Source organism: Sporosarcina ureae (genome assembly GCF_029267015.1).
GTDB classification, from domain to species: Bacteria; Bacillota; Bacilli; order Bacillales_A; family Planococcaceae; genus Sporosarcina; species Sporosarcina ureae_D.
Window position 1 is genome coordinate 15,011 of the sequence record NZ_JARIEA010000027.1, and the last position, 23,358, is coordinate 38,368.

Sequence of the window (23,358 nt, forward strand, 5' to 3'; positions counted from 1 at the left end):
ATGAAAGATGCACAGTTTGCATTAGAAGATTATGTGCATTTCTTGGTAGTTGAAAGGCAGCTATCGCAAAACACGGTAAAGTCTTACCGGCGGGATCTTATGGCCTATTTGCATTTCATTGAAAGCTTGTCTTTGGAAACACTTAATTCGATTGAACGTGCAACCGTTCTACACTATTTGCAGATGTTAAAAGATAGTGGTAAATCCAGTCGTACACTTTCCCGGCATATTTCTTCTATTCGTTCATTTCATCAATTTTTAGTAAGAGAGCAAGTGACGACACATGATTGTACGATACATATTGAATTACCTAAAATCGAACAAAAATTGCCAGATGTGCTCTCAATTCCTGAAATAGAGCGGCTGATTAATGCAGTGGATGGCAACACTCCACAAGGAATGCGTGATACTGCATTGCTTGAATTGTTATATGGGACCGGAATGAGGGTAAGTGAATTGATAGCGATCGATTTAGCTGACCTTCATTTGACAATGGGCTTTGTGCGCGTGTTCGGAAAAGGCAGTAAAGAACGGATTGTGCCGCTAGGACGATCCGCAATCGATGCTTGTACAAAGTATTTGAATGAAGGGCGTCCGCAGTTCATTCGGGATACGGAAGCTGTGTTTTTAAATATGCATGGCAGAAGGCTGACGAGGCAGGGATGTTGGAAAATCCTGAAAGATACTGGAGTGAAGGCGGGAATTCAGAAAGTTATTTCGCCACATTTACTACGCCATTCATTTGCCACACATTTAATCGAAAACGGAGCCGATTTGCGTGCGGTTCAGGAAATGCTCGGTCATGCCGATATTTCCACGACACAACTTTACACGCATGTCAGCAAAAAGCGCTTGAAAGATGTCTATAGTCAATTTCATCCGAGAGCGTAAATTACTATTACTGGAGGTTTTCACATGAAAGAATTTCGTTATAATCGCATTCATTTAATCGTGCTCGACTCTGTAGGAATCGGTGAAGCGCCGGATGCTAAAGCATTTGGTGACGTTGGCTCCAATACACTTGGACATATTGGTGAAGAGATGGATGGGCTTAAACTACCGAACTTGGAACGCTTAGGTCTTGCAAACATTGCACCCATCAAAGGTCTAGTGCCACAAAAAGAAGCGCAAGGATATTATACAAAAATGCAAGAAGCGTCTGTCGGTAAAGATACGATGACAGGACATTGGGAAATCATGGGTTTGCGAATCGATGATGCGTTCAAAGTGTACCCAAATGGTTTTCCAAAAGAATTAATTGATGAGCTAGAATTAAAAACAGGCAGAAAAGTTATCGGAAATAAACCGGCAAGTGGTACGGAGATTATCGAAGAACTTGGCGAAGAGCATATGAAGACAGGTGCTCTCATCGTTTACACGTCTGGCGATCCAGTGCTACAAATTGCAGCGCACGAGGAAATTATTCCTATTGAAGAGCAATATCGTATTTGTGAAATCGCAAGAGAACTAACGCTGCAACCTGAGTTTTTAGTTGGACGTGTTATTGCACGTCCGTTTATTGGAGAACCGGGAGCGTTTTCACGCACAACAAATCGTCATGATTATGCACTTAAACCATTTGGTAAAACCGTAATGAACGAGTTACAGGATAAAGGCTATGACGTCATTGCAATTGGCAAAATTGCTGATATCTATAATGGCGAAGGCGTAACGGAAGCAGTCCGCACAACAAGTAACATGGATGGCGTGGATAAGCTCGTCACGGTTATGCAAAAAGATTTTGAAGGACTTAGCTTCGTCAATCTAGTAGATTTTGATGCGTTATATGGCCACCGACGTGATCCGATTGGATACGGTAATGCACTTGAAGAGTTTGATGCACGCATGCCTGAGATTATGGATGCGCTACGACCGGATGATTTATTGATTATTACAGCAGATCACGGCAATGACCCAATTCATGAAGGAACGGATCATACTAGAGAATATGTACCGTTACTCGTTTATTCACCTTCAAACACAGGTACGGGCCAACTGCCAATCCGTAAAACTTTCTCTGATGTCGGTGCGACAATTGCCGAGAACTTCCAAGTAGATATGCCTGAGCACGGTGAAAGTTTCTTGTCTTCATTAGCAAAGGAGGATTAATCTTATGTTGCGTATGGTAGATATTATTGAAAACAAGCGAGACGGGGAAGAGCTGACTAAAGAAGAAATTGAGTTTTTTGTGACAGGTTACACGAATGATTCGATCCCTGATTATCAAGCCAGTGCTTTTCTTATGGCAATTTACTTTCAAGGTATGACGACGGAGGAGCAAGGCTATTTAACAATGGCTATGGCGAACTCTGGCGATCAAATTGATTTATCGGCTATTGAAGGTATAAAAGTGGATAAACACTCAACAGGTGGAGTGGGGGACACAACAACACTCATTCTGGCTCCATTGGTTGCTGCATGCGGTGTGCCGGTCGCGAAGATGAGCGGTCGTGGCCTAGGTCATACAGGAGGTACGCTAGATAAACTTGAAGCGATTGATGGCTTCCACGTGGAAATCTCCACAGATCAATTCATTCAGCAAGTCAATGATTTGAAGATCGCTGTCATTGGTCAAAGCGGGAACTTGACCCCAGCTGATAAAAAACTTTATGCGCTCCGAGACGTTACAGCGACCGTTAACAGCATTCCGTTGATCGCAAGTTCTATCATGAGTAAAAAGCTCGCGGCCGGTGCAGATGCCATCGTATTGGACGTCAAGACGGGTGCAGGAGCTTTCATGAAAACATTGGAAGATTCCAAGCAATTGGCGGATGCCATGACAGCTATTGGAAATGAAGTGGGGAGAAACACAAGTGCCGTTATTTCAGACATGAGTCAGCCGCTTGGACTTGCGATTGGCAATGCGCTAGAAGTAAAAGAAGCGATTGACACGCTACAAGGAAAAGGACCGGCTGATTTAACTGAGCTATGTTTAGTACTTGGAAGCAAGATGTTGCTCGCAGCGAAACAAGCCACAACGCAAGAAGACGCACGCAAACAATTACAAAATGTCATGGAAAACGGTGATGCGCTACGTTTATTCGGACAGTTAATCAAAGCGCAAGGTGGCAACGAAAAGGTCATAGAGGATACAAATCTATTGCCACAAGCACAGTATCAAATAGAAGTGCCTGCTATCGAAAGCGGCTACGTGTCCATGATCGACGCGGATGAAATAGGTGTAGCTGCGATGCTTCTAGGAGCAGGCCGTGCAACAAAAGAAGATGTCATCGATCTCGCAGTCGGAATTGTGCTACGCAAGAAAATAGGTGACTATGTAGAAAAAGGAGAAGCGCTCGCGATACTCCATACAAACACCGAACAAGTAGATGATTCAATCAAACTGTTGCAATCTCATATGCATATCTCGAAAGAAAAAATTCAAGCACCATCCCTGATTCACTCTTTATAAGCTATTAAAAGCCATGTACCTGAAGGTCTCCAGAAATTGGACTTCTTCAGAGTATATGGTTTTTTTGTCGTTCATGTGTAAAAGTGCTTCCAACTGTACAGACTCTGTTGTAGCTCGTGAAGAGTGATGAAGTGACGTTAGTAAATACACAACGGTGACTCTCGCAAGAAATCGTCCGACCAGAAAGCAGATCAAAGATGCCTTCTTGTTTCTTTAAATTTTTGTCACTGCGTAAGAAGTTTTGGAGATGGCTGACTAGTTTTGTCAAAACTAAAGGATACCGGTTCTAAATGTGCGACAATGCCTTCATGAAGGAGGCGTATCTACACATGGCAACTATTACACAACTGGAAAACGGCATAGTCCTGATCACGCTAGCAGGAGAACTTGACAACCATGAAGCCAACCAAATTAGAGAAGAAGTATCTACTGCTATATTCACAGGAAAAACACGCGCAATTATCTGGGACCTCTTCAATCTAGGATTCATGGACAGCGCAGGGATCGGACTTATACTCGGAAGAATGCGTGATCTAGTCCCTGTTAATGGAGAAACACTCATATTGAATCCATCTCCAACAATGGAAAAGCTATTCCAATTTTCAGGTCTCGGAGATGTCGTCAGAATTTGTACAGTCGAAGAAGCAATCGACGAAATCGGAGGGGTTGTACATGAAAAATGAATTGACCTTGTCGTTTCTGGCGATAGAACAAAATGAAGCACTTGCCAGAATGGCACTGACCTGTTTTATCGCACCGCTGGATCCGACATTGGAAGAACTTTCGGAATTTAAAACAATTGTTTCGGAAGCTGTCACCAATGCCATCATCCACGGCTACGAATGCGATGGTAAAAGTATGGTGAAGATCCACGCCACGATAGATGACCGTTCGGTAAAAATGACGGTTTCAGATGAAGGAATGGGGATCTTCGACATAGAGCAAGCAATGGAGCCGATGTTCACGACCAAACCACAAATGGAACGCTCCGGTATGGGCTTTACTATCATGGAAAGTTTCTCGGACGGTATCCGTGTAGATTCTACCCTTGGAAATGGGACAATCGTGACATTTGAGAAAAGTTTTTCTCCGGTCACAGAAGTAAGTAGAATGAGGTGACGTATGGAAGCATCTGTTGAGAAGCAACACGCTCTATTGTCACAAGAAAAAATGCGAGAACTCATCAAAGAATCACAAGCGGGTGACAAAGAAGCTAGACGAATGATGGTAGAAGGCAATACAAGACTCGTATGGTCTATCGTTCAACGCTTTGCTTCGCGTGGTGCGGATTTAGAGGATTTATTTCAAATTGGCTGTATTGGCTTGATGAAATCTATAGATAAGTTCGATCTAACATATGAGGTAAAGTTTTCAACGTACGCGGTGCCGATGATCGTTGGAGAAATCCAACGGTATCTACGTGACGATGGAATGGTAAAAGTCGGGCGTACGATTCGAGAATTGAGTTATAAAATTCGTCACGCAACCGATGACTTTTTCAAGAAACATGGACGTTCACCTTCTATTTCAGAAATGGCGGAGATATTAGAAGTGAAGCAGGAAGATATTATTCTCGCTTCTGACGCGCTCAGGGATCCCGCTTCCTTACATGAACAATTATATGAGAGTGAAGGTGACAGTTTGACGCTGATGGATCAGCTTCGCGACGATAGGTCAGAGAGGGTATTCGATCATATTCCGTTACGAGATGTCATTACCCGTTTGAACAAGCGGGATCAAACAATCATTTATATGCGCTATTATTTAGATTACACACAAAGTGATATTGCGAAACGAATCGGCATATCACAGGTTCAAGTATCACGGTTGGAGAAAAAGATTTTGACACAAATGAAAACATGGATGGGCGCAGATGCCGAAGAAGCGCTCGAAAAGGTGAGGAGACCATAATTTGACCGATACACTATTTACGTCCATAAGAGAAGGGGAAAGGTGGTTCATCAATCAGTTTGGCGAAGATGAAACATTCGATGCGACTAAACGATTGATCCACCTATGGGATAAAGAAATACTTCTTCTGTATATGAACGGGTTAGTGGATGGCGAGGTCTTAACTACCTTAATGACAGAAATGCAAGACCGTAATGAATTATTTACAAGTGAATCTGTTGAGAATATTGATCGCGCCATGGTCGATTATTTTCCGTATCATTCGCTGGAAGTTGTGAAAGATGAAGATCAACTCGCGAAAGTGATCTTAAGTGGGTTAGCGGTATTCGTCATGAAAGATGGTTTCACATTCGCACTTGATGTGCGGTCCTATCCAGGCAGAAATCCCGAAGAACCGGATACTGAAAAAGTCATACGCGGCTCAAGGGACGGGTTTACGGAAAATATTTTGACAAATACAGCGTTAATTCGAAGACGTTTACGTACAACGGATCTACGATTTGAAATGCATGAAACGTCAGTAAAAGGTAAGACGGATATTGCGATCACCTTTTTGAAGGGCGCCGCAAATGAGGGACATTTAAACTTTGTAAGGGAACGACTGGATGCTTTAGAAACAGATGGCTTGACGATGACCGATAAATCACTTGAGGAATTCCTTTTTAAACAAGGTTTTCATCCGATGCCGTTCGTTCGGTATACGGAACGCGCTGATATTTGTGCAGCGCATTTACTCGAGGGACATATCGCGATTATTGTGGATACGTCTCCCTCCGTCATTTTAGTTCCTGTCACGCTAGTGCATCATTTACAACACGCCGAAGAATACAGGCAAGCGCCTTTAATCGGTACATTCATCCGGATGGTACGCTTCGCTGGGACGTTTTTAAGTTTAGTGATGCTGCCATTCTGGTATTTGATGTCAGTAGAAAAACAATTCGTTCCCGAAGCGATCAAGTACATCGGTCCGAATGAATGGGGAGAAGTGCCCTTATTTGTTCAGTTGATGATTGCGGATGTAGGTATTGAAATATTACGTATGGCCGCAATTCATACTCCAACCCCGCTATCGACCGCCATGGGGCTCGTTGCTGCTATTGTGATTGGACAAGTGGCGATTGACGTTGGCTTATTCTCTTCGGAAGTTGTGCTATATGTGGCAGTAAGTGCCATCTTAACATTTGCGATACCTTCATTCGAATTAAGTATTACGACTAAGGTATTCAGGATTTTCTTATTGGTCTCTGCTGCCTTATTAGGCGCACCAGGCTTCTTCATAGCGCTTGCTGTCATTTATTATTACCTATGTTCATTGAAGCCAATGAATGTGCCATATTTGTGGCCGTTCACGCCCTTCTTCCCGAAAGCTTTACTACGTGTATTGATTCGCTTCCCTATGACAATCGATGACCCACGGCCGTTTATCACGAAATCACCAAACCGTGACAGAATGTCGTAAAAATAAGTAGACCTTCTATCGTTCGTTGCTACTTTCCGTCTTCTTGTGATAAAGTTATCTGAGAGAATTCGGGAGGGGTATGGGATATGCATCTTTATGGAACACAGGCAGTGAATGAAAGTGGTCATCTGACAATCGGTGGAGTAGACGTTTCAGAATTAGCTTCACAGTATGGAACGCCGGTTATGGTGTATGACACGGAGTTATTCAAAAAGCGCGCGCGTGCATTTAAAGAAACGTTTGAACGCAAAAATATTAACGCTCAGGTTGCTTATGCAAGTAAAGCTTTCTCATCCATTGCGATCTATCAGTTGGCAGAACAAGAAGGATTGTCTCTTGACGTAGTTTCGGGTGGAGAATTGCATACAGCTGTAGCGGCAGGTTTTCCCCGTGAACGTATTCATTTCCATGGAAATAATAAAAGTAGAGAAGAAATCTTGTATGCATTTGAAGAGGGCATTGGCTGTATCGTAGTCGATAACTTCTTGGAGATCGACATGATTAAAGATGTTGCGCAAGAGCGCAAGCAAATAATGAACGTTCTGATTCGCGTAACACCAGGCGTTGAAGCACATACACATGACTATATTACGACGGGACAGGAAGATTCGAAATTTGGCTTTGACTTGAAAAATGGTCAAACTGATGACGCATTCCGTTCGCTGTATGATCATGAATATATTCAGTTTCTCGGTATGCATTGCCATATTGGGTCTCAGATTTTTGAAACCGATGCATTCAAGTTTGCAGCGGAAGTGCTGATGGAAAGAATGGTGGAATGGCGGAAGAACTACCAGTTTATCTGTCCAGTCTTAAATCTTGGCGGCGGATTTGGTATTCGTTATACAGAAGAAGATACGCCGCTAGAACCAGCCGTATATGTAGAAGAAATGGCAGATGTAGTGAAGAAGATGGCAGAGGAATGTCAGTATCCTATTCCTGAAATCTGGATTGAACCCGGCCGCTCGCTTGTTGGAGATGCAGGAACGACCATTTATTCCACAGGCAGTACGAAAGTTGTGCCGGGTGTCCGTACATACGTAGCAGTAGATGGCGGAATGTCTGATAATATACGTCCTGCTTTATATGACGCACATTATTCTAGTGCGATCGCCAATCGAATGAACGAACCACATGATCAGCAATGGACTGTAGCAGGTAAATGCTGTGAGTCAGGCGATAAATTAATAGAACAAGCCGCTTTACCGAAAGTGGAAACAGGCGATCTACTAGCTGTCTTTTGTACAGGAGCCTACACGTACTCCATGGCTAGCAACTATAATCGATTGCCACGACCCGCTGTTGTGTTTGCTGAAGAGGGCGAGCATCAGTTAGTAGTAAGACGCGAAACTTACGAAGACATTATTAAATTGGATCTTCCGTTACAATCCAATGAGAAGGAGAATATCTGATGAAAAAGAAAAACATCATTCTCTTCGCTTCCATTGTTGTGATGGCGATTGTTTGGGGTGTCATCTATTGGTATTTAGTTGTTCCGGTGATCGATCCGCGCTATAAATAATGCGTAAGTTGAAGAAAACGGCGTATTGGTGTAAACTATACAGAGGATTTCTGAAAAGAAGGGGTTACTATTGAATCTTATTCGCTTTAAGAAGGCACAAGAGAAAATTGCTATGGGTTTTTTATCATATATCCCTAGTGAGAAAATGTTATGTAAATTACAAGAAACTGTTCAGCAGTATATTTGCGAAGAACAGTGGCAGTTATTTCTTTATAAAGAAGCAGAGGATTTCATTGGTTTAATAGGTGTAGAAATAAATGATGAGGCTAAGACGTATACTGTCCAGCATATTTCGGTTAATCCATCGTTTCGTGGAGAAGGAATTGCGTACAAGATGATGAAGGAATTGCAGGAGATTTATCCGGGATACAGCTGTGAAGGCACTGATTTTACCAAACCCTTTATACAAAGTTGCTTACGAAAAGAAGAAGGCGCAGATCTTTAATGACTGCCCTTCTTCTTTTCTTCACGTTGTAAAAGAATATCCGACCTGTCCCGCTGCATATGCTTATGAATAACTGACGCGCTATTTTTTGGCAATAATGCAATCGAGGGTTTAGTTTGATCCGCGGCAACTTGCAAGCGTGGGGAGATGGGGAGTTGGAATGCATGGAATTCGTCATTTGATTTAATGCTCTCCAAACAGTGCTCTAGCTTGCTAATGATGTCATCAATGGCCACTTCTTCCAGATAGTCGCCAAATTGTACAGGCATTTGTCGGAAACGTGTGATGGCTTTGTTCAAAGTGCGGGAAGCGCCAGCTGTATTGCCTCTGCGCCAGTGGTATAATCCTGTAGCCATGAGAATATAGCCTGTTAGTGGATGATCTTTTGAAAAGTTCTCTTGTTCTTTCCAATATTCTTCTAGCACTTCATGACATTCGAAATAATCTTGATTGTCATTGAAATACACAATAAACTGTAGAAAAAGAGGATGATAGTAAGGGTGCATCCAAATCATTCCTTTCTAGTTAGGTAGGTTGGTAAAATGAGTTATAGTGTAAAACTCGAAGTTTTCGAAGGTCCACTTGATCTATTACTACATTTGATCAATCGGCTCGAAATTGATATTTATGACATTCCCATGGCGGAGCTGACACAGCAGTACATAGAACATTTGCACGCCATGCGTGTTCTTCGTTTGGATGAATTAAGCGAATACCTCGTACTAGCAGCGACACTTCTAGAAGTGAAAAGTAAAATGCTGTTGCCGGTTAATGAAGAAGAAGCGTTTATCGAAGAATTCGGTTATGAGGAGGATCCACGTGAAGAATTGATTGCCCGTTTGATGGAATATCGGAAATTTAAGGAAGCGGCACATTCACTACGTGAATCCGCAGCGAATCGTGATGAACACTTCACAAAAGAACCTGAAGACTTAACGGACTACGGTGTCCCACTTGTAACGGAAACGGAAGAGCAACTGAATGTCTTTGATTTAATCGGTGCGTTTCAAAAAATGTTACACAGAAAAAAGCTAAAACTGCCTCTTACAGCGAGTATAACAAAGTCAGAGCAATCTGTCGGCGATAAGATGTCTTCGATCATGAGTAAACTTGAACTATGTGGCGGTGAATGTGATTTTCATGCTCTTTTTGAAACGGCAACTGTGACTGAACTCGTTTTGACATTTCTATCGTTGCTCGAACTGATGAAATTGCAAGAAGTTACAGTACGCCAAAGCAATAACTTTGAAGAATTACGAATCTCGTTGATGTGAAGGGATGAGAGGTATGGATATTGAAACACGTTTCATCGGTATGACGGAAAGCTTTTTATTCGTAGCAGGTGAAGAAGGATTAACCCTTGCGCAGTTAGCTACGTTGTTGGAATGCGAAGAGCGAAAAGCAGAACAAGTGCTGATTTCGTTGCAAGCCGCATATGACGACGATGATACAAGGGGGATTACGCTAAAAAGTTATGGTGGAAGCTACCGCTTAGTGACGAAGAGTGAATGGGCAAACGATATTAAGAGAATGCTGGAAGATCCGAAGCCGTCTACATTTACACAAGCTGCACTTGAAGTGTTAGCGATCATCGCCTACAAGCAGCCTGTGACGCGCGTAGAGATCGATGACTTGCGTGGAGTGAAGTCTGAGCGTGCATTGTCTTCGTTGGCCGCTAAAGGCTTTGTAGAGGAAGTAGGCCGTATGGATGGTCCTGGTAGGCCGATTTTATATGGTACGACAGCTTTCTTCTTAGATCGTTTTGGACTGGCTTCACTCGAAGATATGCCACCGCTATCAATTGACGAAGAACAAGAAACATCCGAAGAGACAGATTTGTTCATGACAAAATTCCAAGAAGCGTTTTCCAATACAGAAGAAGGAGGACATGATGCTTGAGAAAGATTTCGTTCATCGTTCTACTAGTAGTCGGATTAGTGATGAGTCCTGCAAGTAGTCAAGCGGCAGGCGCGTCATATGCAGTAATAGACGGGGAAAATGGAAGATTGCTGATGGGATCAAATGAGCATGAACCGCTACCCATAGCCAGTTTGACTAAAATGTGGACGGCTTATACGTTTTTGGAGTTAAAGCCGAGTGAAGAGGAAACAGTCATTTCCTCACAAGCCGCGACGGCAGAAGGATCATCCATTTATCTAGAAACGGGTCAAGTAATGAAGACGAAAGATTTACTGTATGGCTTAATGCTTCGTTCAGGTAATGATGCAGCCCAGGCGCTCGCTGAACATGCGGGTGGCTCACTTGAAGGGTTCGTCTACTTGATGAATGAAGTAGCGCAAAGTCATGGCTTGGAGCAAACGCATTTTATGAATCCATCCGGTTTGCACGGCGAGCATCACCTCTCTTCTGCGTATGATACAGCTAGAATGTTATATTTCGCCATGAAGAATCCAGAGTTTCGTAAAATAGCTTCTACAAAGAACTATCCTTTTGAAACAGAACACGGAAAAAATAGTTGGCAAAACAAACATCGTCTAGTGATATCTGAACCAACTGCTATTGCAGGTAAAACAGGCTTCACAAAAGCAGCAGGACGTACATTGGCTACCTACTTCGAAAAGGATGGAAAGTCCGTCATTGTTGTTACATTAAATAACGGAGATGATTGGCAAGTTCATAAACAGTTATCAGAGCGGGTGTTCTCTGAATATCAATCGTATACTGCAGTGAAAAAAGGGAAGTATCAAGTATTTCCACATCTGGTTGCAAAGCTAGATCAATCTGTAAAGTTGCTTGTAACGAAAGAAGAGAAGAAAATGTTGTCCAATGTGTTACAGATTCCACAAGCAGATGAACTACAGAAAAAAGGCTATTGGTCTATTTATTTAGGTACAGAACCAATTAAGACGGTGGCAGTCGAGATCGAGTCCGAAAAGTGAGTAGAAAACATACTATTTCGAAGATTGACCTACATAGGTCAGTCTTCTTTTCATTTAGCCGAAAGTATGACATAATTTTTTCAGTATGTAACATCAAGGAGGAACCCATGGAAAGATTACAAAAGGTATTGGCACAAGCCGGCGTAGCGTCAAGAAGAAAGTCAGAAAAACTTATATTGGATGGCTTGGTTAAAGTAAATGGTAAAGTTGTGACAGAACTAGGCACTAAAGTTACTAGAATGGACACAATTGAGGTAGAAGGCGTTCAGTTAACAAAAGAAACTCCTGTCTATTATCTGCTTTATAAACCACGTGGTTATATCTCAACAGTAGATGACGAAAAGGGTCGCAAAACAGTTATGGATTTAGTGCCAGAAGTCAGCCAGCGTATTTTCCCGGTTGGCAGATTGGATTATGATACATCAGGCGTGTTGTTGATGACGAACGACGGGGACTTCTCTTACTTAATGACTCATCCAAAGTTTGAAATCAAAAAGAAATATGTAGCAAAAGTAAAAGGAATTCCTTCCCGCGATGATCTTAAAAAGCTGGAGACAGGAATTGAATTAGATGATGGCAGTACGGCTCCTGCTCGTGTGAAAATGACAAGTTCGGATAAAAAAACCAATTCAGCGATTGTCGAGATCACAATCCATGAAGGGCGTAACCGTCAAGTACGAAGAATGTTCGACGCAATTAATTGTCCCGTGCAAAAATTGAAGCGTGAAGAGTTTGCGAACTTGACTACACGCGGATTGAATGCTGGAGAGGCACGTGAGTTAACTAGACATGAATTGAAACAACTACGCGTCTTGGCAGAAACAGGAAAGATCGGCTAAGAAAGCGTTGAATGTTCACAAACCTATCACTAGTGCAGTCCCAACTGATTTTACGTTTTGCTATAATAGCAATTGGAACGCAAATTAGACAGGAGGTTACATGATTGGCCAAAAAGAAAAACAAAAAGACTATCAGGCTAATTAGTAGAACAGCCCTTCTATTAATTTTAGCTGCAATTTTGATCTACGCAATTACTTCAAAAGATAAAGTAAAAGTATTGGCGGAAGGTGATATGGCGCCTGATTTTGAGCTTGTAGATTTAGAAGGAAATGAACATCGCTTGTCGGATTACAAAGGGCAAGGCGTATTCTTGAATTTCTGGGGAACATGGTGTCCACCTTGTAAAAAGGAAATGCCTCATATGGAGAATCTCTATAAAGACTTTGAAGCGAAGGGTGTACATATCCTGACAGTCAACGTAGGAGAACCCAAAGTGAAAATAGAGCTCTTTAGAGATGATATGAACCTTTCATTCCCGATGTTATGGGATAAGAATAAAACTGTGATGGATTTGTATAATATCAAACCATTACCTACAACTTTCCTCATCAATCCAGAAGGAAAGATAACGAAAGTCATTAAACAGGGTATGACAGATCAACAAATTTATGAGTATTTGGAAAGCATTCAACCAAAGTAAGGAGATTGTTACTCAATGAGCAAAATCAAATGCCAATGTGGGCATGAAAATCCTTATGGTACAGAGCTTTGTGAGAAGTGTGGTCGTCCCTTATCTGAGAAAGCAAAAAAAAGTGATGTTGTAGATATGCGTTACGAGGGGTCTTCTAGAAGATCTCAAACCTATAAGAGTTCCATTGTAGATAAAATATGGAACTTCTTCTCCAGTGTCAAGATTGGCGTCAGTATTATTGCAGCGGTATTAATCGCTTCAGCAATTGGAACAATCTTTCCGCAGAAGTTTTATGTACCTGCTACTACGCCTGAAGGCTATTTGGAGTACTACGAGCGCCTGTATGGTACGGTAGGAAAACTGTATTACCAATTCGGCTTTTATGATATGTATAATAGCTGGTGGTTTAAAGTATTAGTCGGTATGCTCGCAACTTCTATTATTATCGCAAGTATCGACCGGGTTATTCCGCTTTATAAATCACTTAAAAAGCAACGTACACGTCGTCACCCATCCTTTATGAAGCGTCAGCGGATTTTCGGAGAAGGCGATGTCCAAAATACCGAAGAGTCCCTTGCAAAAGCAGCTGAGAAACTAAAAGCTATGCGCTACAATGTAAAAACAGAAGACGGTGCAATTTTAGCTGAAAAGTATCGGTTTTCACGCTGGGGCCCATATGTCAATCACGTCGGATTAATTATTTTCATTTCAGGCGTTCTGCTTAGAGGAATACCTGGTTTTTATGTGGACGAGGCGATGTGGCTCCGTGAAGGAGAAACACGTAATATCGTTGGAGCACCAGGTTATGTACTTGAAAATAAAAAATTCACTCTTGAGAATTATACAAAAGAAGAAGCGGAAGAAGTATTTGGTAAGGCGTTGGAGAAAAATGGCGCTATCGCTAAATCGTATACAACCGACGTTGCTTTGTATAAACAAGAAGAGGGAGCATTACCTGGTAGTGAAAGTTTAAAAAAGGTAGAGGATTACTCTATCAATGTCAACAAGCCGTTGAAATTTGATGGGTATAATGTATTCCAGATGGATTATAAACTGGATGAGCTTAAAAGCATGACATTTAATTTGGTAAATAAATCTACTGAAGATTCACTAGGAGAATTTACTGTAGATTTAAGTGACCCTGAGAAGGAATATGATCTTGGAAACGGCTCAAGCGTGAATATGCTTGGTTTTTATCCCGACTATGATGGAATTAAAGATGGAGAACCATTCTCGAAGTCACCTGTTCCAAATAACCCAGCGTTCATTTTCCAAATGAACACACCTGATAAGCCAGAAGGTGAAAAGAGTTTCGTTGCTATTCGTCAAACGCTTGAAGTAGAAGAGAACGATTACGCGATTAAGTTCGCAGCTGCCGAGACACGAAATATTTCTGGTTTAACAATCCGTAAAGATAAGACATTATATATCCTCTTATTCGGTGGTTTAGTATTTATGATTGGTGTTATTCAAGGTATGTACTGGCAACACCGCAGAGTATGGATTCAAGAAGATACAGAAGGACATCTATTGATTGCTGCACATACGAATAAAAACTGGTTCTCTTTGCGTAAAGAGCTAGACACATTACGAGAAACTGCAGACTTGCCTGCTTATATAGATCGTCAGGATCCTGAGTTGGACAAGCCAGAACAGGAAGGGGACGAGGAAATATGGACTTAGTTACCATTAGTAGTAATTTATTATTAGTTTCGTTTGTTGCGTATTTAGTGGCAACAATGTTCTTTGGTGGGGCAATTAAAAAATCGAAATCTGAAAAGGCTTATCATAATAGTAAGTGGGGAACAATTGGTATTGTAATTACAATCATCGGTTTCCTTACTCACCTAGGCTATTTCTTTACTAGATGGGCTGCGTCAGGTCACGCTCCATTAAGTAATATGTTTGAATTTACGACTGCGTTCGGTATGATGCTTGTTGGAGCATTCATCATGTTGTATCTAATATACCGAACACCATCACTCGGATTGTTTGCATTACCTGTTGCGATTATTATTATCTCGTATGCAACTATGTTCCCGACTGACGTAACTCCGCTAATCCCTGCATTGCAGAGTAAATGGTTGTTCATCCACGTAATCACGACGGTTATTGGTGAATCTATACTTGCAATCAGTGCGATAGCAGGGCTTGTATATTTGGTGAAAAATATTGACATGACAAAGAAATCCAAATCGCGTTTTTGGATTGAAGCGGTTATGTATACGCTAGTTTTAGTACTTGGATTTGTTGTGGCATCTACAACATTTAAAGTAATGGATTATCAAGCTGAATTCACATATATCAATAAAGATCAAGTGCCAGCTGAAATCACATATCACGTTCCTCCGTTATTCGGAATGAATGAGTATGAAGCAATGACGCCGGATAAAATGACACCTTGGGTGGAGTTGCCTCCGATCATCAACGCTCAAAAAATGTCTTCTCTAGTTTGGTCTATTGCAGTAGGTTCAGTGCTTTACGTACTATTACGCTTAATTGCACGCAAACCACTCGCTGCCGTATTCCAACCGCTAGCGCGGAAGGCGAATTCTCAATTGATGGATGAAATCGGCTATCGTGCTGTGTTGATCGGTTTCCCAGTCTTCACGCTCGGTGCTTTAATTTTCGCTATGATTTGGGCACATGAAGCTTGGTCACGATTCTGGGGTTGGGATCCAAAAGAAGTGTGGGCACTCATTACATGGTTGTTCTACGCTGCATTCCTTCACTTGCGTTTATCAAAAGGTTGGGAAGGCAAAAAGTCTGCATGGCTTGCTGTCATCGGATTTGTTATCATCATGTTCAACCTAATTGCCGTAAACTTAATTATTGCAGGTTTACACTCCTATGCATAAAATCAGACTGTATGACAATAATTGTCATGCAGTCTTTTTATTTCTTTTTATAGGGTAGTAATTGTACAATGGAGATAGAAGGTTGTCGAAAGGGGTAATGAATTGTGGAAGAAACAGTGAAGCTCTTAGTGGTGGATGACGAGGATCGCATTCGTCGCCTATTGAATATGTATTTATCTAGAGAAGGTTATGAAATTGAAGAAGCAGTCGATGGAGCAGATGCGTTAGAAAAAGTGTTTGCTGGACAATATGATTGTATATTGCTCGACGTGATGATGCCTGAAAAAGATGGCATGGAAGTATTAGCTGAACTGCGTGAAAATAAAATTATGACGCCTGTTATTTTATTGACAGCAAAAGGTGAAGAAGCGGATCGTGTAAGCGGGTTTGAAAGTGGTGCAGATGATTACATCGTCAAGCCATTCAGCCCAAGAGAAGTAGTTTTACGCGTCAAGGCTATGCTCCGACGTTCGGTTGCATTCCCTAATGTGTCGTCTAACACGACGTCTAAAGATTTAGTGGTGTTCCCACAACTAACGATCGACCATGACGCACATCGTGTGACAGCTGAAGGGAAAGAAGTAAATTTAACGCCGAAAGAATATGAATTATTATATTTCCTAGCGAAATCACCAGACAAAGTATTTGATCGTGAACAATTGCTGAAGGAAGTATGGCATTACGAATTCTTTGGAGATTTACGTACAGTGGATACACACGTCAAAAGACTCCGTGAAAAATTGAGCCGAGTTTCAGAACGGGCAGCAAAAATGATTGTCACTGTTTGGGGTGTCGGTTATAAGTTCGAGGTTCCGAACGAGTGATGCGAATATGGAATTCAATTGTCGGGAAGCTATGGGCAACCATATTGCTTCTCGTTTCGTTTGTCCTGTTTATTGTCACACTGTTCTTGCTTGAGTTTCTGGATAACTTCCATACGAAACAAGCAGAAGAGTCCTTGCAGAGGGAAGCTGCCACCATCAGCAAGATTGTGAACGATCGCAACGGACAAACGAATGATTCCATTCACCAGATTATAGAAGATATCCTTGATTTGGAGACGAATGCAATTGTAGTTGATCGACAGGGCGATATCTTATATTCATTCCATACGTCCTCAAGTAAGGATGAAATTGAAGAGAAGCTTCTTTCTGAAAGCGTTTTATTCGAGTCGCCTGAACTAGGTAAACAAAAAATGAAAGAAATGATATTGCCTTCATTGACAGAAAAAAATGTCATGGAGCAATTTTTAATTTTATCCTATCCATTTAAACAAGCAAGTGGTGAAGAAGCGAGTGTACTCATGTATCAAAGTTTAGATGCTGTGCACCGGACAACAAAAAGTACAACGAATATCGTATTCTTGTCTGCTTTTATTGCCTTTCTTTTGACTACATTCTTTGCATTTTTCCTATCTACGCGAATCACGTTGCCATTACGTAAAATGAAGCAAGCGGCGTTTGAGTTGTCTAAAGGCAATTTCGATACGCATTTGCCGGTTGCGCAAAAAGATGAAATTGGTCAGTTGGCTACGGCTTTTAATCAGATGGGACGCCAATTGAAGTATAATATCGAATTGATTAAGCAAGAGAAAGAACAGCTTTCGAGCATTCTCACCTCAATGACAGACGCAGTGGTGACGTTTAATCAAGATTACTCTATTCTGCTGAAAAATCCTCAAGCCGAATTACTGTTGAAAAAGTGGTATGGCTTTAATGAGAAAAAGAATCATCCATTGCCTAAAGAAGTCTTTCATATGTTGGAGCATGCTATATCGTTTGCTGAGGAAGTGGAAGATGAATTGGAATTAGGTGGTCAGTTTTATGTGATTTCTATTAGCCCATTGTACAGTGAGAACAGTATACGTGGAGCTGTGGCGGTATTCCGAGATATGACTGAACAGCATAAATTGGATAAGTTACGTTCGGATTTCATTGCTAACGTATCGCATGAACTACGGACGCCGATTTCGATGTTGCAAGGGTACAGTGAAGCAATCATTGATGACGTAGTGAGCAGTGAAGAAGAGCGTATGGAAATGGTACAGATCATTCATGATGAGTCAAAACGTATGAGTCGTCTAGTCACAGATTTGCTGAATTTAGCAAGAATGGAGTCTGGCTACATTCAACTTCATAAAGAACCTTTATCGATTGTAGAGTTTTTGGACCGCATGGTAACAAAGTTTTCACAAGTTGCAAAAGATGCAGAGGTAGATTTATCGCTAGAAACTGAGGAAACGATCACTCTACTCGTGACAGCTGACGAAGACCGTCTAGAACAAGTATTCACCAATCTGATTGACAATGCTATCCGTCACACCCCGGATGGTGGAGCTGTGAAGTTAGGTGTCTACAAATCTGCTGGTATGCTCGATATTACAGTAGCCGATACAGGCGTCGGTATCCCTGAAAAAGACTTGCCGTTCGTCTTTGAACGTTTCTATAAAGCCGATAAAGCAAGAACTAGAGGAAAAGGCGGAACGGGACTTGGTTTAGCTATTGCAAAAAATATTATGGAAGCTCATGATGGGTCGATTTTAGCGACACGTGGTGATGAAAGAGGAACAATTTTTATTTGTTCGCTCCCATTTAACGCAATAAATAAATGAAACTTTTCCTGTACTGAAACGACTACTATTACAGAGCGAGGGGATTGAATGGATGACTCTGCTTTCCAACGTTTGTATGAAGACTATAACCGTGATGTATTTAACTTCCTGATTTATCTAACTCGCAATCGGGAGGTAGCGGAAGATCTAATGCATGAAGTATATGTGCGTGTTCTTAAATCATACGGCCGTTTCGAAGGAAAAAGCTCCGAGAAAACATGGCTATTTGCGATAGCGAAAAATGTGTCTATTGATTATTTCCGAAAACAATCAACTATCAAAAAGCATATTAATATTCATTTTGATTGGGAAACACAGCAATTGACCGCAACTGATAAACTACCTGAGGAATTCATCGAAGCAGATGAACAACAGAAACAATTGCTTGAAGTATTGCACACTTGTACGGGTGATCAAAAGATGGTCATCCTCATGCGGTTTTTCCAAGATCTTTCGGTTGCTGAAACTGCAGAAGTTTTGGAATGGACCGAAAGTAAAGTGAAAACAACACAGCATCGTGCAATAAAAGCTTTGAAAACGAAATTTGACGTACGTTCTGTGAAGGAGGGGGGATGAGATGAGTAACGATAAGTGGAATGAAGACGATATGGAGAAACGTTTACGTGGTATGCCAGTTGTGGAAGATGGACGGTCTAAAGAAGAAATCTTGCAACGATTGAAAAACGATGCCAGGCTTACAGAACATGAAGAGCCGAAGAAAATTCCGTCAAAATCTAAATGGCCATCAATTATTGCAGCAATAGCAGCGGTCCTGTTGCTCACTATACTCATACCAACTTTCCTTCAACAGAACAATGAAGTATCGATGGATAAAGCAACTACAAGCGAATCAGCAAGCCCTACCGAGATGGAAAATAGTGAAGAAATGCAGTCTGAAGATTCGAGTGAACCCTCTGTCTATACCAAACAGGTTGCAGCGCCACTTACCCATGCTGCTTATCCAGATGATCTCATCGATCACACAGCTTTCCGTATTGGACTGGCTACCGATCAGGCGACTATTGTTCCTATGACGTTCTTGATCCCAAATGAACGCCTTCCTGAAGGTCTAGGGACATCCCCAGACGCAGTGGCACTCTATAATGAGTATGCGAATACAATAGATGAAGTGTCACTTGGCTTCACAGAGTATCACCCTTATATGGCGACAGTTTCATCAGTTGGAAAGCAAGTTCAAATGAAGTTTTCAGCTGACCATCCCTATGATAGATCCAGTGCGACACTTGAGATGCTCAATCTGTCTATACAAGATACATTCTACGGTTTTGATGAAATCCAATTTCTACAAGAAGACGCATCACCCGTTACGTTTGATGAAGTAGGGAAAGTTGAAGAACCTCTTATCATAACAGGTAATAATTCGCGTCAGGCATACTATCGATTTGAGAAATCGGATGGTGAAGTAGTACTTTCGACGAATTTTGGTAAGGCTTACGCTACAGTAGAAGAAGCGTTAAATGCGGTGAAAGAGACACCAAACGATATCTACTCGACTGTTGTTCCTGATGGAGTAAACTTCACGGTTACGGATGAAAAGAAGAAAGTACGCGTGAAATTTAGTGAAATGCTGGACTTAGATAATCTACCATATGAAGAAGCTATGCAACTGATTGAGGGGATTTTACTAACAGCGGCTAGCTTTGATAAGCAAGTAGAATTTGATCAAGTTGTGCAAGATCAGTGGGGGCGCTTTGATTTTACACAAGCGATCGAAAAACCGATCGGTGCAAACCCTAAGTTTCTGATTAACGAATAATTCTGTTTTGTAAACTCGTAAAGTTTACAAAACAGTTTTTTTACGCTACAATAGAGTCATAATTAAATATTGATTCATCTTCGGGGCAGGGTGTAATTCCCGACCGGCGGAAATGGAGTAGTTTTCTACTTTTAGCCCGCGAGCTTAACAGCTGATTCTGGTGTGATTCCGGAGCCGACAGTATAGTCTGGATGGGAGAAGGTGAAGGTGCAGCCATCTTTTTGTGTACGCAAAAATGGTGCTTGTTTTCTGACGGATAAATTCATTAAATTTATCTGCTCTTAACAGTGCATTTTACTCTCCCTAAGGCATATTTTGCTTTAGGGATTTTTCGCGGAACAGTAGATGTGCAAGCCTTTCCTCTTTTGAAGTGAATCGCAAAAGGAGAGAGGAACAAGTGAATAACAAGAAGTTACGTAAGCTAATTTTGGTGGCAATATTGGGGAGTATTTCAACGGTGTTGATGCAGTTTAACTTTCCCATCCCGGCAATGCCCGGATTTTTAAAGATCGACTTCAGTGAGATTCCTGCTGTTATGGCAATCATGACGATGGGACCTGTCGCAGGTATTGGCGTAGAGTTATTGAAAAACGTCATGCACTGGTTCTTATCAGGAAGCCCGACAGGAGTACCGGTAGGAGAAATCGCAAACTTTGCGACAGGTGTATTATTCATTATGCCAATCTACTGGATCTTCATGAAGTATCGTTCAGCTAAAGGTCTGATGACAGGATTGTTCGCAGGTACAGTAGCAATGGCAGTAGGTATGAGCTTGTTGAATTACTTAGTGTTCTTGCCGATGTACACATACTTCCTTGGTATGCCAGCAGTTACTGGCGACTCATTGTATCAGATGATTATCTTAGGAATCTTGCCGTTCAACCTAGTCAAGGGTGTCATTTTATTGGTCATCACGTTGATGTTATATAGAAGTATGGAGAAGTGGATTCTTCAGCAACAAAAGAAATTATCGTTCTAAATCATAAAAGTGCCAGTCTTCCTGCAAACAGGGAAGGCTGGTTTTTTATGTAAGTGGAAAGTGGGAAGTGTGGCAATTGTAACGTCAAGGGATTTCCACTGCAGCTGGGGGACGCTTTCTGGAGGGGCCGCGTTGAGCCAACTAGTCACTTCGTTCCTTTAATTGTCTCACCTGTCGGCTTGATCCTCCCAGAGTCGCACCCATCTTCCGTTGCAATCCTTACATATAAAGTGGATATATGTATATCACACACTGTCGATAGTTTGTGAATTATTGTTGTCATTGAACTATATTAAGTTCAATGACAAATAAAATCGCAGATTATGTCTCGCATTAGGTAGAGACTATTTACAATCCTAGCTTTAGGGGATAACAATAAGTGGCTACCCCATACTTTGCAGGGATTTTCGTTCCGAGCGGCGACTCCCGCGGGATAAGCATGAGCCTTGAGACCCCGCAGAAGCGAAGCGCCGAGGAGGCTCAAGCCATCATAGCTGTCAACTTAAGAATTCACAGTAAATTTATAACCCGCATCCCATGCACTATCCATGGTTTACTAGCGTGATTAAAAGGGTAAGATCTTTGTAAGCACGCTAAATAAACGACGCTCTCGTGTCGTAAAAAATTAATTTTTTTCAGTTAAATAGAAGGTGATGTATGGCAGTTCCATTGGCGGATCTGGGTTTTCTAGCAGTTTTACAAAGTAATTGGATCACTGCTTGGAAGATCACTATACATCCCTTCTTTTTTCTGTGGAAAATTCCGTATAACTTAGGTAACACTTCATTCGAGATTGTACGTACGGCAATCATCTCACTAATTTCCATCTCTTTTTCCTCCCAAATGATGTTCCTTATTTGATAGGCAATGAATTGACTTATTATACACACGAGAAGAGTGGCATATAAATGGCACAACCAACGTGGGTTTTTTACCAATTTAAAATGATCAATTTTTATATAAGATTTCCATACTTTGAATTGAAGTTCGACTTGCCAACGAAGCCGATATAACAGCGTCACCTGTTTTTCAGAAATTGATATAGGTAGATTCGTCATATATACCGTGATCCCTGCCAAATCACGTATTACCTGTTTGGGTTCTTTTCCTGACTTCGTTGTTCTTCTGTCAATCTTTTTTAATCTGTTTTCTATTTGCTTTTCCCCATGGGAAAAAATAATACAACGTGCAGGAAAGTGGGCCTCACCTCCAAAATACACATCCTCTAACTCTAAATACTCTCCAGGTTGTAAATTTCTACACAGCTCGACTAGATCAATTCGATGATATTGACTACTTTTTATCGGCTTTCCATTCTTATGATAAGTAGGATAGGGATTTTTGTAGGCCAGATACATATCATTTCGTGTTTTTGATATAAAAAACACACCCGATTGATCCATTCTTTTAAATTGTTCAAAACTAAAATAGCCTAAATCTTGCATGCAAAGCTCGTTTTCGACTACATAAGGAAGCCTCTCACTTCCCATTTTGGCATCGTTGATATGGATGAAATCCACTTTAAGGAATGTTGATTGACCTGAAAGTAGATCGAATTCAAAATGCACCTTCGCTGATTGTTGATGTGTATTTTTAGCACGCGATTTCAAATGATCTGGCACACTCACGAATGTAGAATCCATAACGCGTATACTAGTAAATGGAAGTGTGTCTTGACTTAGTAGTGATGACAAATCCAGTTGATTCTGTACAATGACTACCTCATGAATCAATCGAAGTAAAAACTCCGCTGCTTCAGGCGTGAATTTCTTGTCAATAGCAGTTCGACTGACAGAAATGTCTTGATCCAGACTCAACTTTACACAAAGTTCTTGAAGGGAGGAGTCTAGTAAATTTCCGTGATTTTTAAAGAGGAGCATAAGAAAATCACCAGCAGTGATTTGTCTTTTACGCTTGATAAAACCGGTTTCCTTAGCCAAAGCATCCACTCTTTCAGGATGGATCAATGAAAGTAATTGTTCAAGCATGTCAAAATGATGGTTGATAGACATA

The 23,358-nt window shown here is 41.4% G+C and carries 23 protein-coding genes and 1 riboswitch; of the genes, 21 read left to right on the forward strand and 2 right to left on the reverse strand.

What is annotated here, in order from left to right; translation table 11 throughout:
• The 9 genes from xerD (at position 1) to Q7P97_RS03940 (ending at position 8,749) form a co-directional block, all read left to right on the forward strand.
• Positions 1 to 891, forward strand: coding sequence for a site-specific tyrosine recombinase XerD (gene xerD, locus Q7P97_RS03900; RefSeq protein WP_303966853.1), 891 nt, complete (start codon positions 1 to 3; stop codon positions 889 to 891).
• A 24-nt stretch (positions 892 to 915) separates the two neighbouring features.
• Positions 916 to 2,109, forward strand: a complete 1,194-nt coding sequence (gene deoB, locus Q7P97_RS03905; protein ID WP_303966855.1) for a phosphopentomutase — start codon at positions 916 to 918, stop codon at positions 2,107 to 2,109.
• Between the two features lie 7 nt (positions 2,110 to 2,116).
• Complete coding sequence (locus Q7P97_RS03910) at positions 2,117 to 3,412, forward strand: pyrimidine-nucleoside phosphorylase (protein ID WP_303966918.1); 1,296 nt, start codon at positions 2,117 to 2,119, stop codon at positions 3,410 to 3,412.
• 329 nt (positions 3,413 to 3,741) lie between these two features.
• Positions 3,742 to 4,095 carry an STAS domain-containing protein gene (locus tag Q7P97_RS03915; protein ID WP_085428765.1) on the forward strand — a complete coding sequence of 118 codons (354 nt, stop codon included), beginning with the start codon at positions 3,742 to 3,744 and terminating at the stop codon, positions 4,093 to 4,095.
• On the forward strand, positions 4,085 to 4,531 hold the full coding sequence (spoIIAB, locus tag Q7P97_RS03920; RefSeq protein WP_085428766.1) for an anti-sigma F factor: 447 nt from the start codon (positions 4,085 to 4,087) through the stop codon (positions 4,529 to 4,531). The genes Q7P97_RS03915 and spoIIAB overlap by 11 nt, the downstream gene beginning before the upstream one ends.
• Positions 4,532 to 4,534: 3 nt before the next feature.
• Positions 4,535 to 5,323, forward strand: a complete 789-nt coding sequence (locus Q7P97_RS03925) for a SigF/SigG family RNA polymerase sporulation sigma factor (RefSeq protein ID WP_303966864.1) — start codon at positions 4,535 to 4,537, stop codon at positions 5,321 to 5,323.
• A 1-nt stretch (position 5,324) separates the two neighbouring features.
• The gene (locus Q7P97_RS03930) at positions 5,325 to 6,782 is read left to right on the forward strand and encodes a spore germination protein (RefSeq protein WP_303966866.1); all 1,458 of its coding nucleotides are present in this window, start codon (positions 5,325 to 5,327) and stop codon (positions 6,780 to 6,782) included.
• An 86-nt stretch (positions 6,783 to 6,868) separates the two neighbouring features.
• Complete coding sequence (gene lysA / locus Q7P97_RS03935; RefSeq protein ID WP_303966869.1) at positions 6,869 to 8,194, forward strand: diaminopimelate decarboxylase; 1,326 nt, start codon at positions 6,869 to 6,871, stop codon at positions 8,192 to 8,194.
• 180 nt (positions 8,195 to 8,374) lie between these two features.
• Complete coding sequence (locus Q7P97_RS03940) at positions 8,375 to 8,749, forward strand: GNAT family N-acetyltransferase (RefSeq protein ID WP_303966872.1); 375 nt, start codon at positions 8,375 to 8,377, stop codon at positions 8,747 to 8,749.
• On the opposite strand, the gene Q7P97_RS03945 is transcribed toward Q7P97_RS03940, so the two are convergent.
• A complete protein-coding gene (locus Q7P97_RS03945; protein ID WP_303966874.1) occupies positions 8,746 to 9,264 on the reverse strand; it encodes a DUF309 domain-containing protein in 519 nt (172 codons plus the stop codon). The two genes, Q7P97_RS03940 and Q7P97_RS03945, sit on opposite strands and share 4 nt — an antisense overlap.
• A 27-nt stretch (positions 9,265 to 9,291) precedes the next feature.
• Here Q7P97_RS03945 and Q7P97_RS03950 point away from each other — a divergent pair, with 27 nt between their 5' ends.
• The 12 genes from Q7P97_RS03950 (at position 9,292) to Q7P97_RS04005 (ending at position 21,345) form a co-directional block, all read left to right on the forward strand.
• Positions 9,292 to 10,023 carry a segregation/condensation protein A gene (locus Q7P97_RS03950; RefSeq protein WP_303966877.1) on the forward strand — a complete coding sequence of 244 codons (732 nt, stop codon included), beginning with the start codon at positions 9,292 to 9,294 and terminating at the stop codon, positions 10,021 to 10,023.
• 4 nt (positions 10,024 to 10,027) lie between these two features.
• Entirely contained in the window at positions 10,028 to 10,648 is a 621-nt protein-coding gene (scpB, locus tag Q7P97_RS03955; protein WP_483315726.1) for an SMC-Scp complex subunit ScpB, read from the forward strand.
• A complete protein-coding gene (locus Q7P97_RS03960) occupies positions 10,645 to 11,649 on the forward strand; it encodes a D-alanyl-D-alanine carboxypeptidase family protein (RefSeq protein ID WP_303966883.1) in 1,005 nt (334 codons plus the stop codon). The genes scpB and Q7P97_RS03960 overlap by 4 nt, the downstream gene beginning before the upstream one ends.
• A 107-nt stretch (positions 11,650 to 11,756) precedes the next feature.
• Positions 11,757 to 12,488, forward strand: coding sequence for a pseudouridine synthase (locus Q7P97_RS03965; protein ID WP_085428774.1), 732 nt, complete (start codon positions 11,757 to 11,759; stop codon positions 12,486 to 12,488).
• 104 nt (positions 12,489 to 12,592) lie between these two features.
• Positions 12,593 to 13,129 carry a thiol-disulfide oxidoreductase ResA gene (resA, locus tag Q7P97_RS03970; protein ID WP_303966886.1) on the forward strand — a complete coding sequence of 179 codons (537 nt, stop codon included), beginning with the start codon at positions 12,593 to 12,595 and terminating at the stop codon, positions 13,127 to 13,129.
• A 15-nt stretch (positions 13,130 to 13,144) separates the two neighbouring features.
• Entirely contained in the window at positions 13,145 to 14,803 is a 1,659-nt protein-coding gene (gene resB / locus Q7P97_RS03975; protein WP_303966888.1) for a cytochrome c biogenesis protein ResB, read from the forward strand.
• Positions 14,794 to 15,978: a c-type cytochrome biogenesis protein CcsB gene (gene ccsB, locus Q7P97_RS03980; protein WP_303966892.1), complete on the forward strand. Its 1,185-nt coding sequence runs from the start codon at positions 14,794 to 14,796 to the stop codon at positions 15,976 to 15,978. The genes resB and ccsB overlap by 10 nt, the downstream gene beginning before the upstream one ends.
• 104 nt (positions 15,979 to 16,082) lie before the next feature.
• Positions 16,083 to 16,802 carry a response regulator transcription factor gene (locus Q7P97_RS03985; protein ID WP_085133365.1) on the forward strand — a complete coding sequence of 240 codons (720 nt, stop codon included), beginning with the start codon at positions 16,083 to 16,085 and terminating at the stop codon, positions 16,800 to 16,802.
• Positions 16,799 to 18,589: an ATP-binding protein gene (locus Q7P97_RS03990; RefSeq protein ID WP_303966903.1), complete on the forward strand. Its 1,791-nt coding sequence runs from the start codon at positions 16,799 to 16,801 to the stop codon at positions 18,587 to 18,589. The genes Q7P97_RS03985 and Q7P97_RS03990 overlap by 4 nt, the downstream gene beginning before the upstream one ends.
• Before the next feature lie 48 nt (positions 18,590 to 18,637).
• Positions 18,638 to 19,165: a sigma-70 family RNA polymerase sigma factor gene (locus tag Q7P97_RS03995; RefSeq protein WP_303966906.1), complete on the forward strand. Its 528-nt coding sequence runs from the start codon at positions 18,638 to 18,640 to the stop codon at positions 19,163 to 19,165.
• Between the two features lies 1 nt (position 19,166).
• Positions 19,167 to 20,366, forward strand: a complete 1,200-nt coding sequence (locus Q7P97_RS04000) for a hypothetical protein (RefSeq protein WP_303966909.1) — start codon at positions 19,167 to 19,169, stop codon at positions 20,364 to 20,366.
• A gap of 72 nt (positions 20,367 to 20,438) precedes the next feature.
• A riboswitch (FMN riboswitch) is annotated at positions 20,439 to 20,573 on the forward strand.
• Positions 20,574 to 20,763: 190 nt separating this feature from the next.
• Positions 20,764 to 21,345 (forward strand): ECF transporter S component, encoded by a 582-nt coding sequence (locus Q7P97_RS04005; protein WP_085428782.1) that lies wholly within the window; start codon positions 20,764 to 20,766, stop codon positions 21,343 to 21,345.
• A gap of 635 nt (positions 21,346 to 21,980) precedes the next feature.
• Here the strand turns inward: Q7P97_RS04005 and Q7P97_RS04010 are convergent.
• On the reverse strand, positions 21,981 to 23,358 hold a 1,378-nt coding region (locus tag Q7P97_RS04010; protein WP_303966915.1), incomplete at its 5' end, for an IS4 family transposase.

What these genes read in the sequence shown, in the direction of transcription:
- xerD (WP_303966853.1), top strand. Translation starts at nt 1, where the DNA reads ATGAAAGATGCACAGTTTGCATTAGAAGATTATGTGCATTTCTTGGTA.
- deoB (WP_303966855.1), top strand. Translation starts at nt 916, where the DNA reads ATGAAAGAATTTCGTTATAATCGCATTCATTTAATCGTGCTCGACTCT.
- Q7P97_RS03915 (WP_085428765.1), top strand. Translation starts at nt 3,742, where the DNA reads ATGGCAACTATTACACAACTGGAAAACGGCATAGTCCTGATCACGCTA.
- spoIIAB (WP_085428766.1), top strand. Translation starts at nt 4,085, where the DNA reads ATGAAAAATGAATTGACCTTGTCGTTTCTGGCGATAGAACAAAATGAA.
- Q7P97_RS03925 (WP_303966864.1), top strand. Translation starts at nt 4,535, where the DNA reads ATGGAAGCATCTGTTGAGAAGCAACACGCTCTATTGTCACAAGAAAAA.
- lysA (WP_303966869.1), top strand. Translation starts at nt 6,869, where the DNA reads ATGCATCTTTATGGAACACAGGCAGTGAATGAAAGTGGTCATCTGACA.
- Q7P97_RS03945 (WP_303966874.1), bottom strand. Translation starts at nt 9,264, where the DNA reads ATGATTTGGATGCACCCTTACTATCATCCTCTTTTTCTACAGTTTATT.
- Q7P97_RS03950 (WP_303966877.1), top strand. Translation starts at nt 9,292, where the DNA reads ATGAGTTATAGTGTAAAACTCGAAGTTTTCGAAGGTCCACTTGATCTA.
- scpB (WP_483315726.1), top strand. Translation starts at nt 10,028, where the DNA reads ATGAGAGGTATGGATATTGAAACACGTTTCATCGGTATGACGGAAAGC.
- Q7P97_RS03965 (WP_085428774.1), top strand. Translation starts at nt 11,757, where the DNA reads ATGGAAAGATTACAAAAGGTATTGGCACAAGCCGGCGTAGCGTCAAGA.
- resB (WP_303966888.1), top strand. Translation starts at nt 13,145, where the DNA reads ATGAGCAAAATCAAATGCCAATGTGGGCATGAAAATCCTTATGGTACA.
- ccsB (WP_303966892.1), top strand. Translation starts at nt 14,794, where the DNA reads ATGGACTTAGTTACCATTAGTAGTAATTTATTATTAGTTTCGTTTGTT.
- Q7P97_RS03995 (WP_303966906.1), top strand. Translation starts at nt 18,638, where the DNA reads ATGGATGACTCTGCTTTCCAACGTTTGTATGAAGACTATAACCGTGAT.
- Q7P97_RS04000 (WP_303966909.1), top strand. Translation starts at nt 19,167, where the DNA reads ATGAGTAACGATAAGTGGAATGAAGACGATATGGAGAAACGTTTACGT.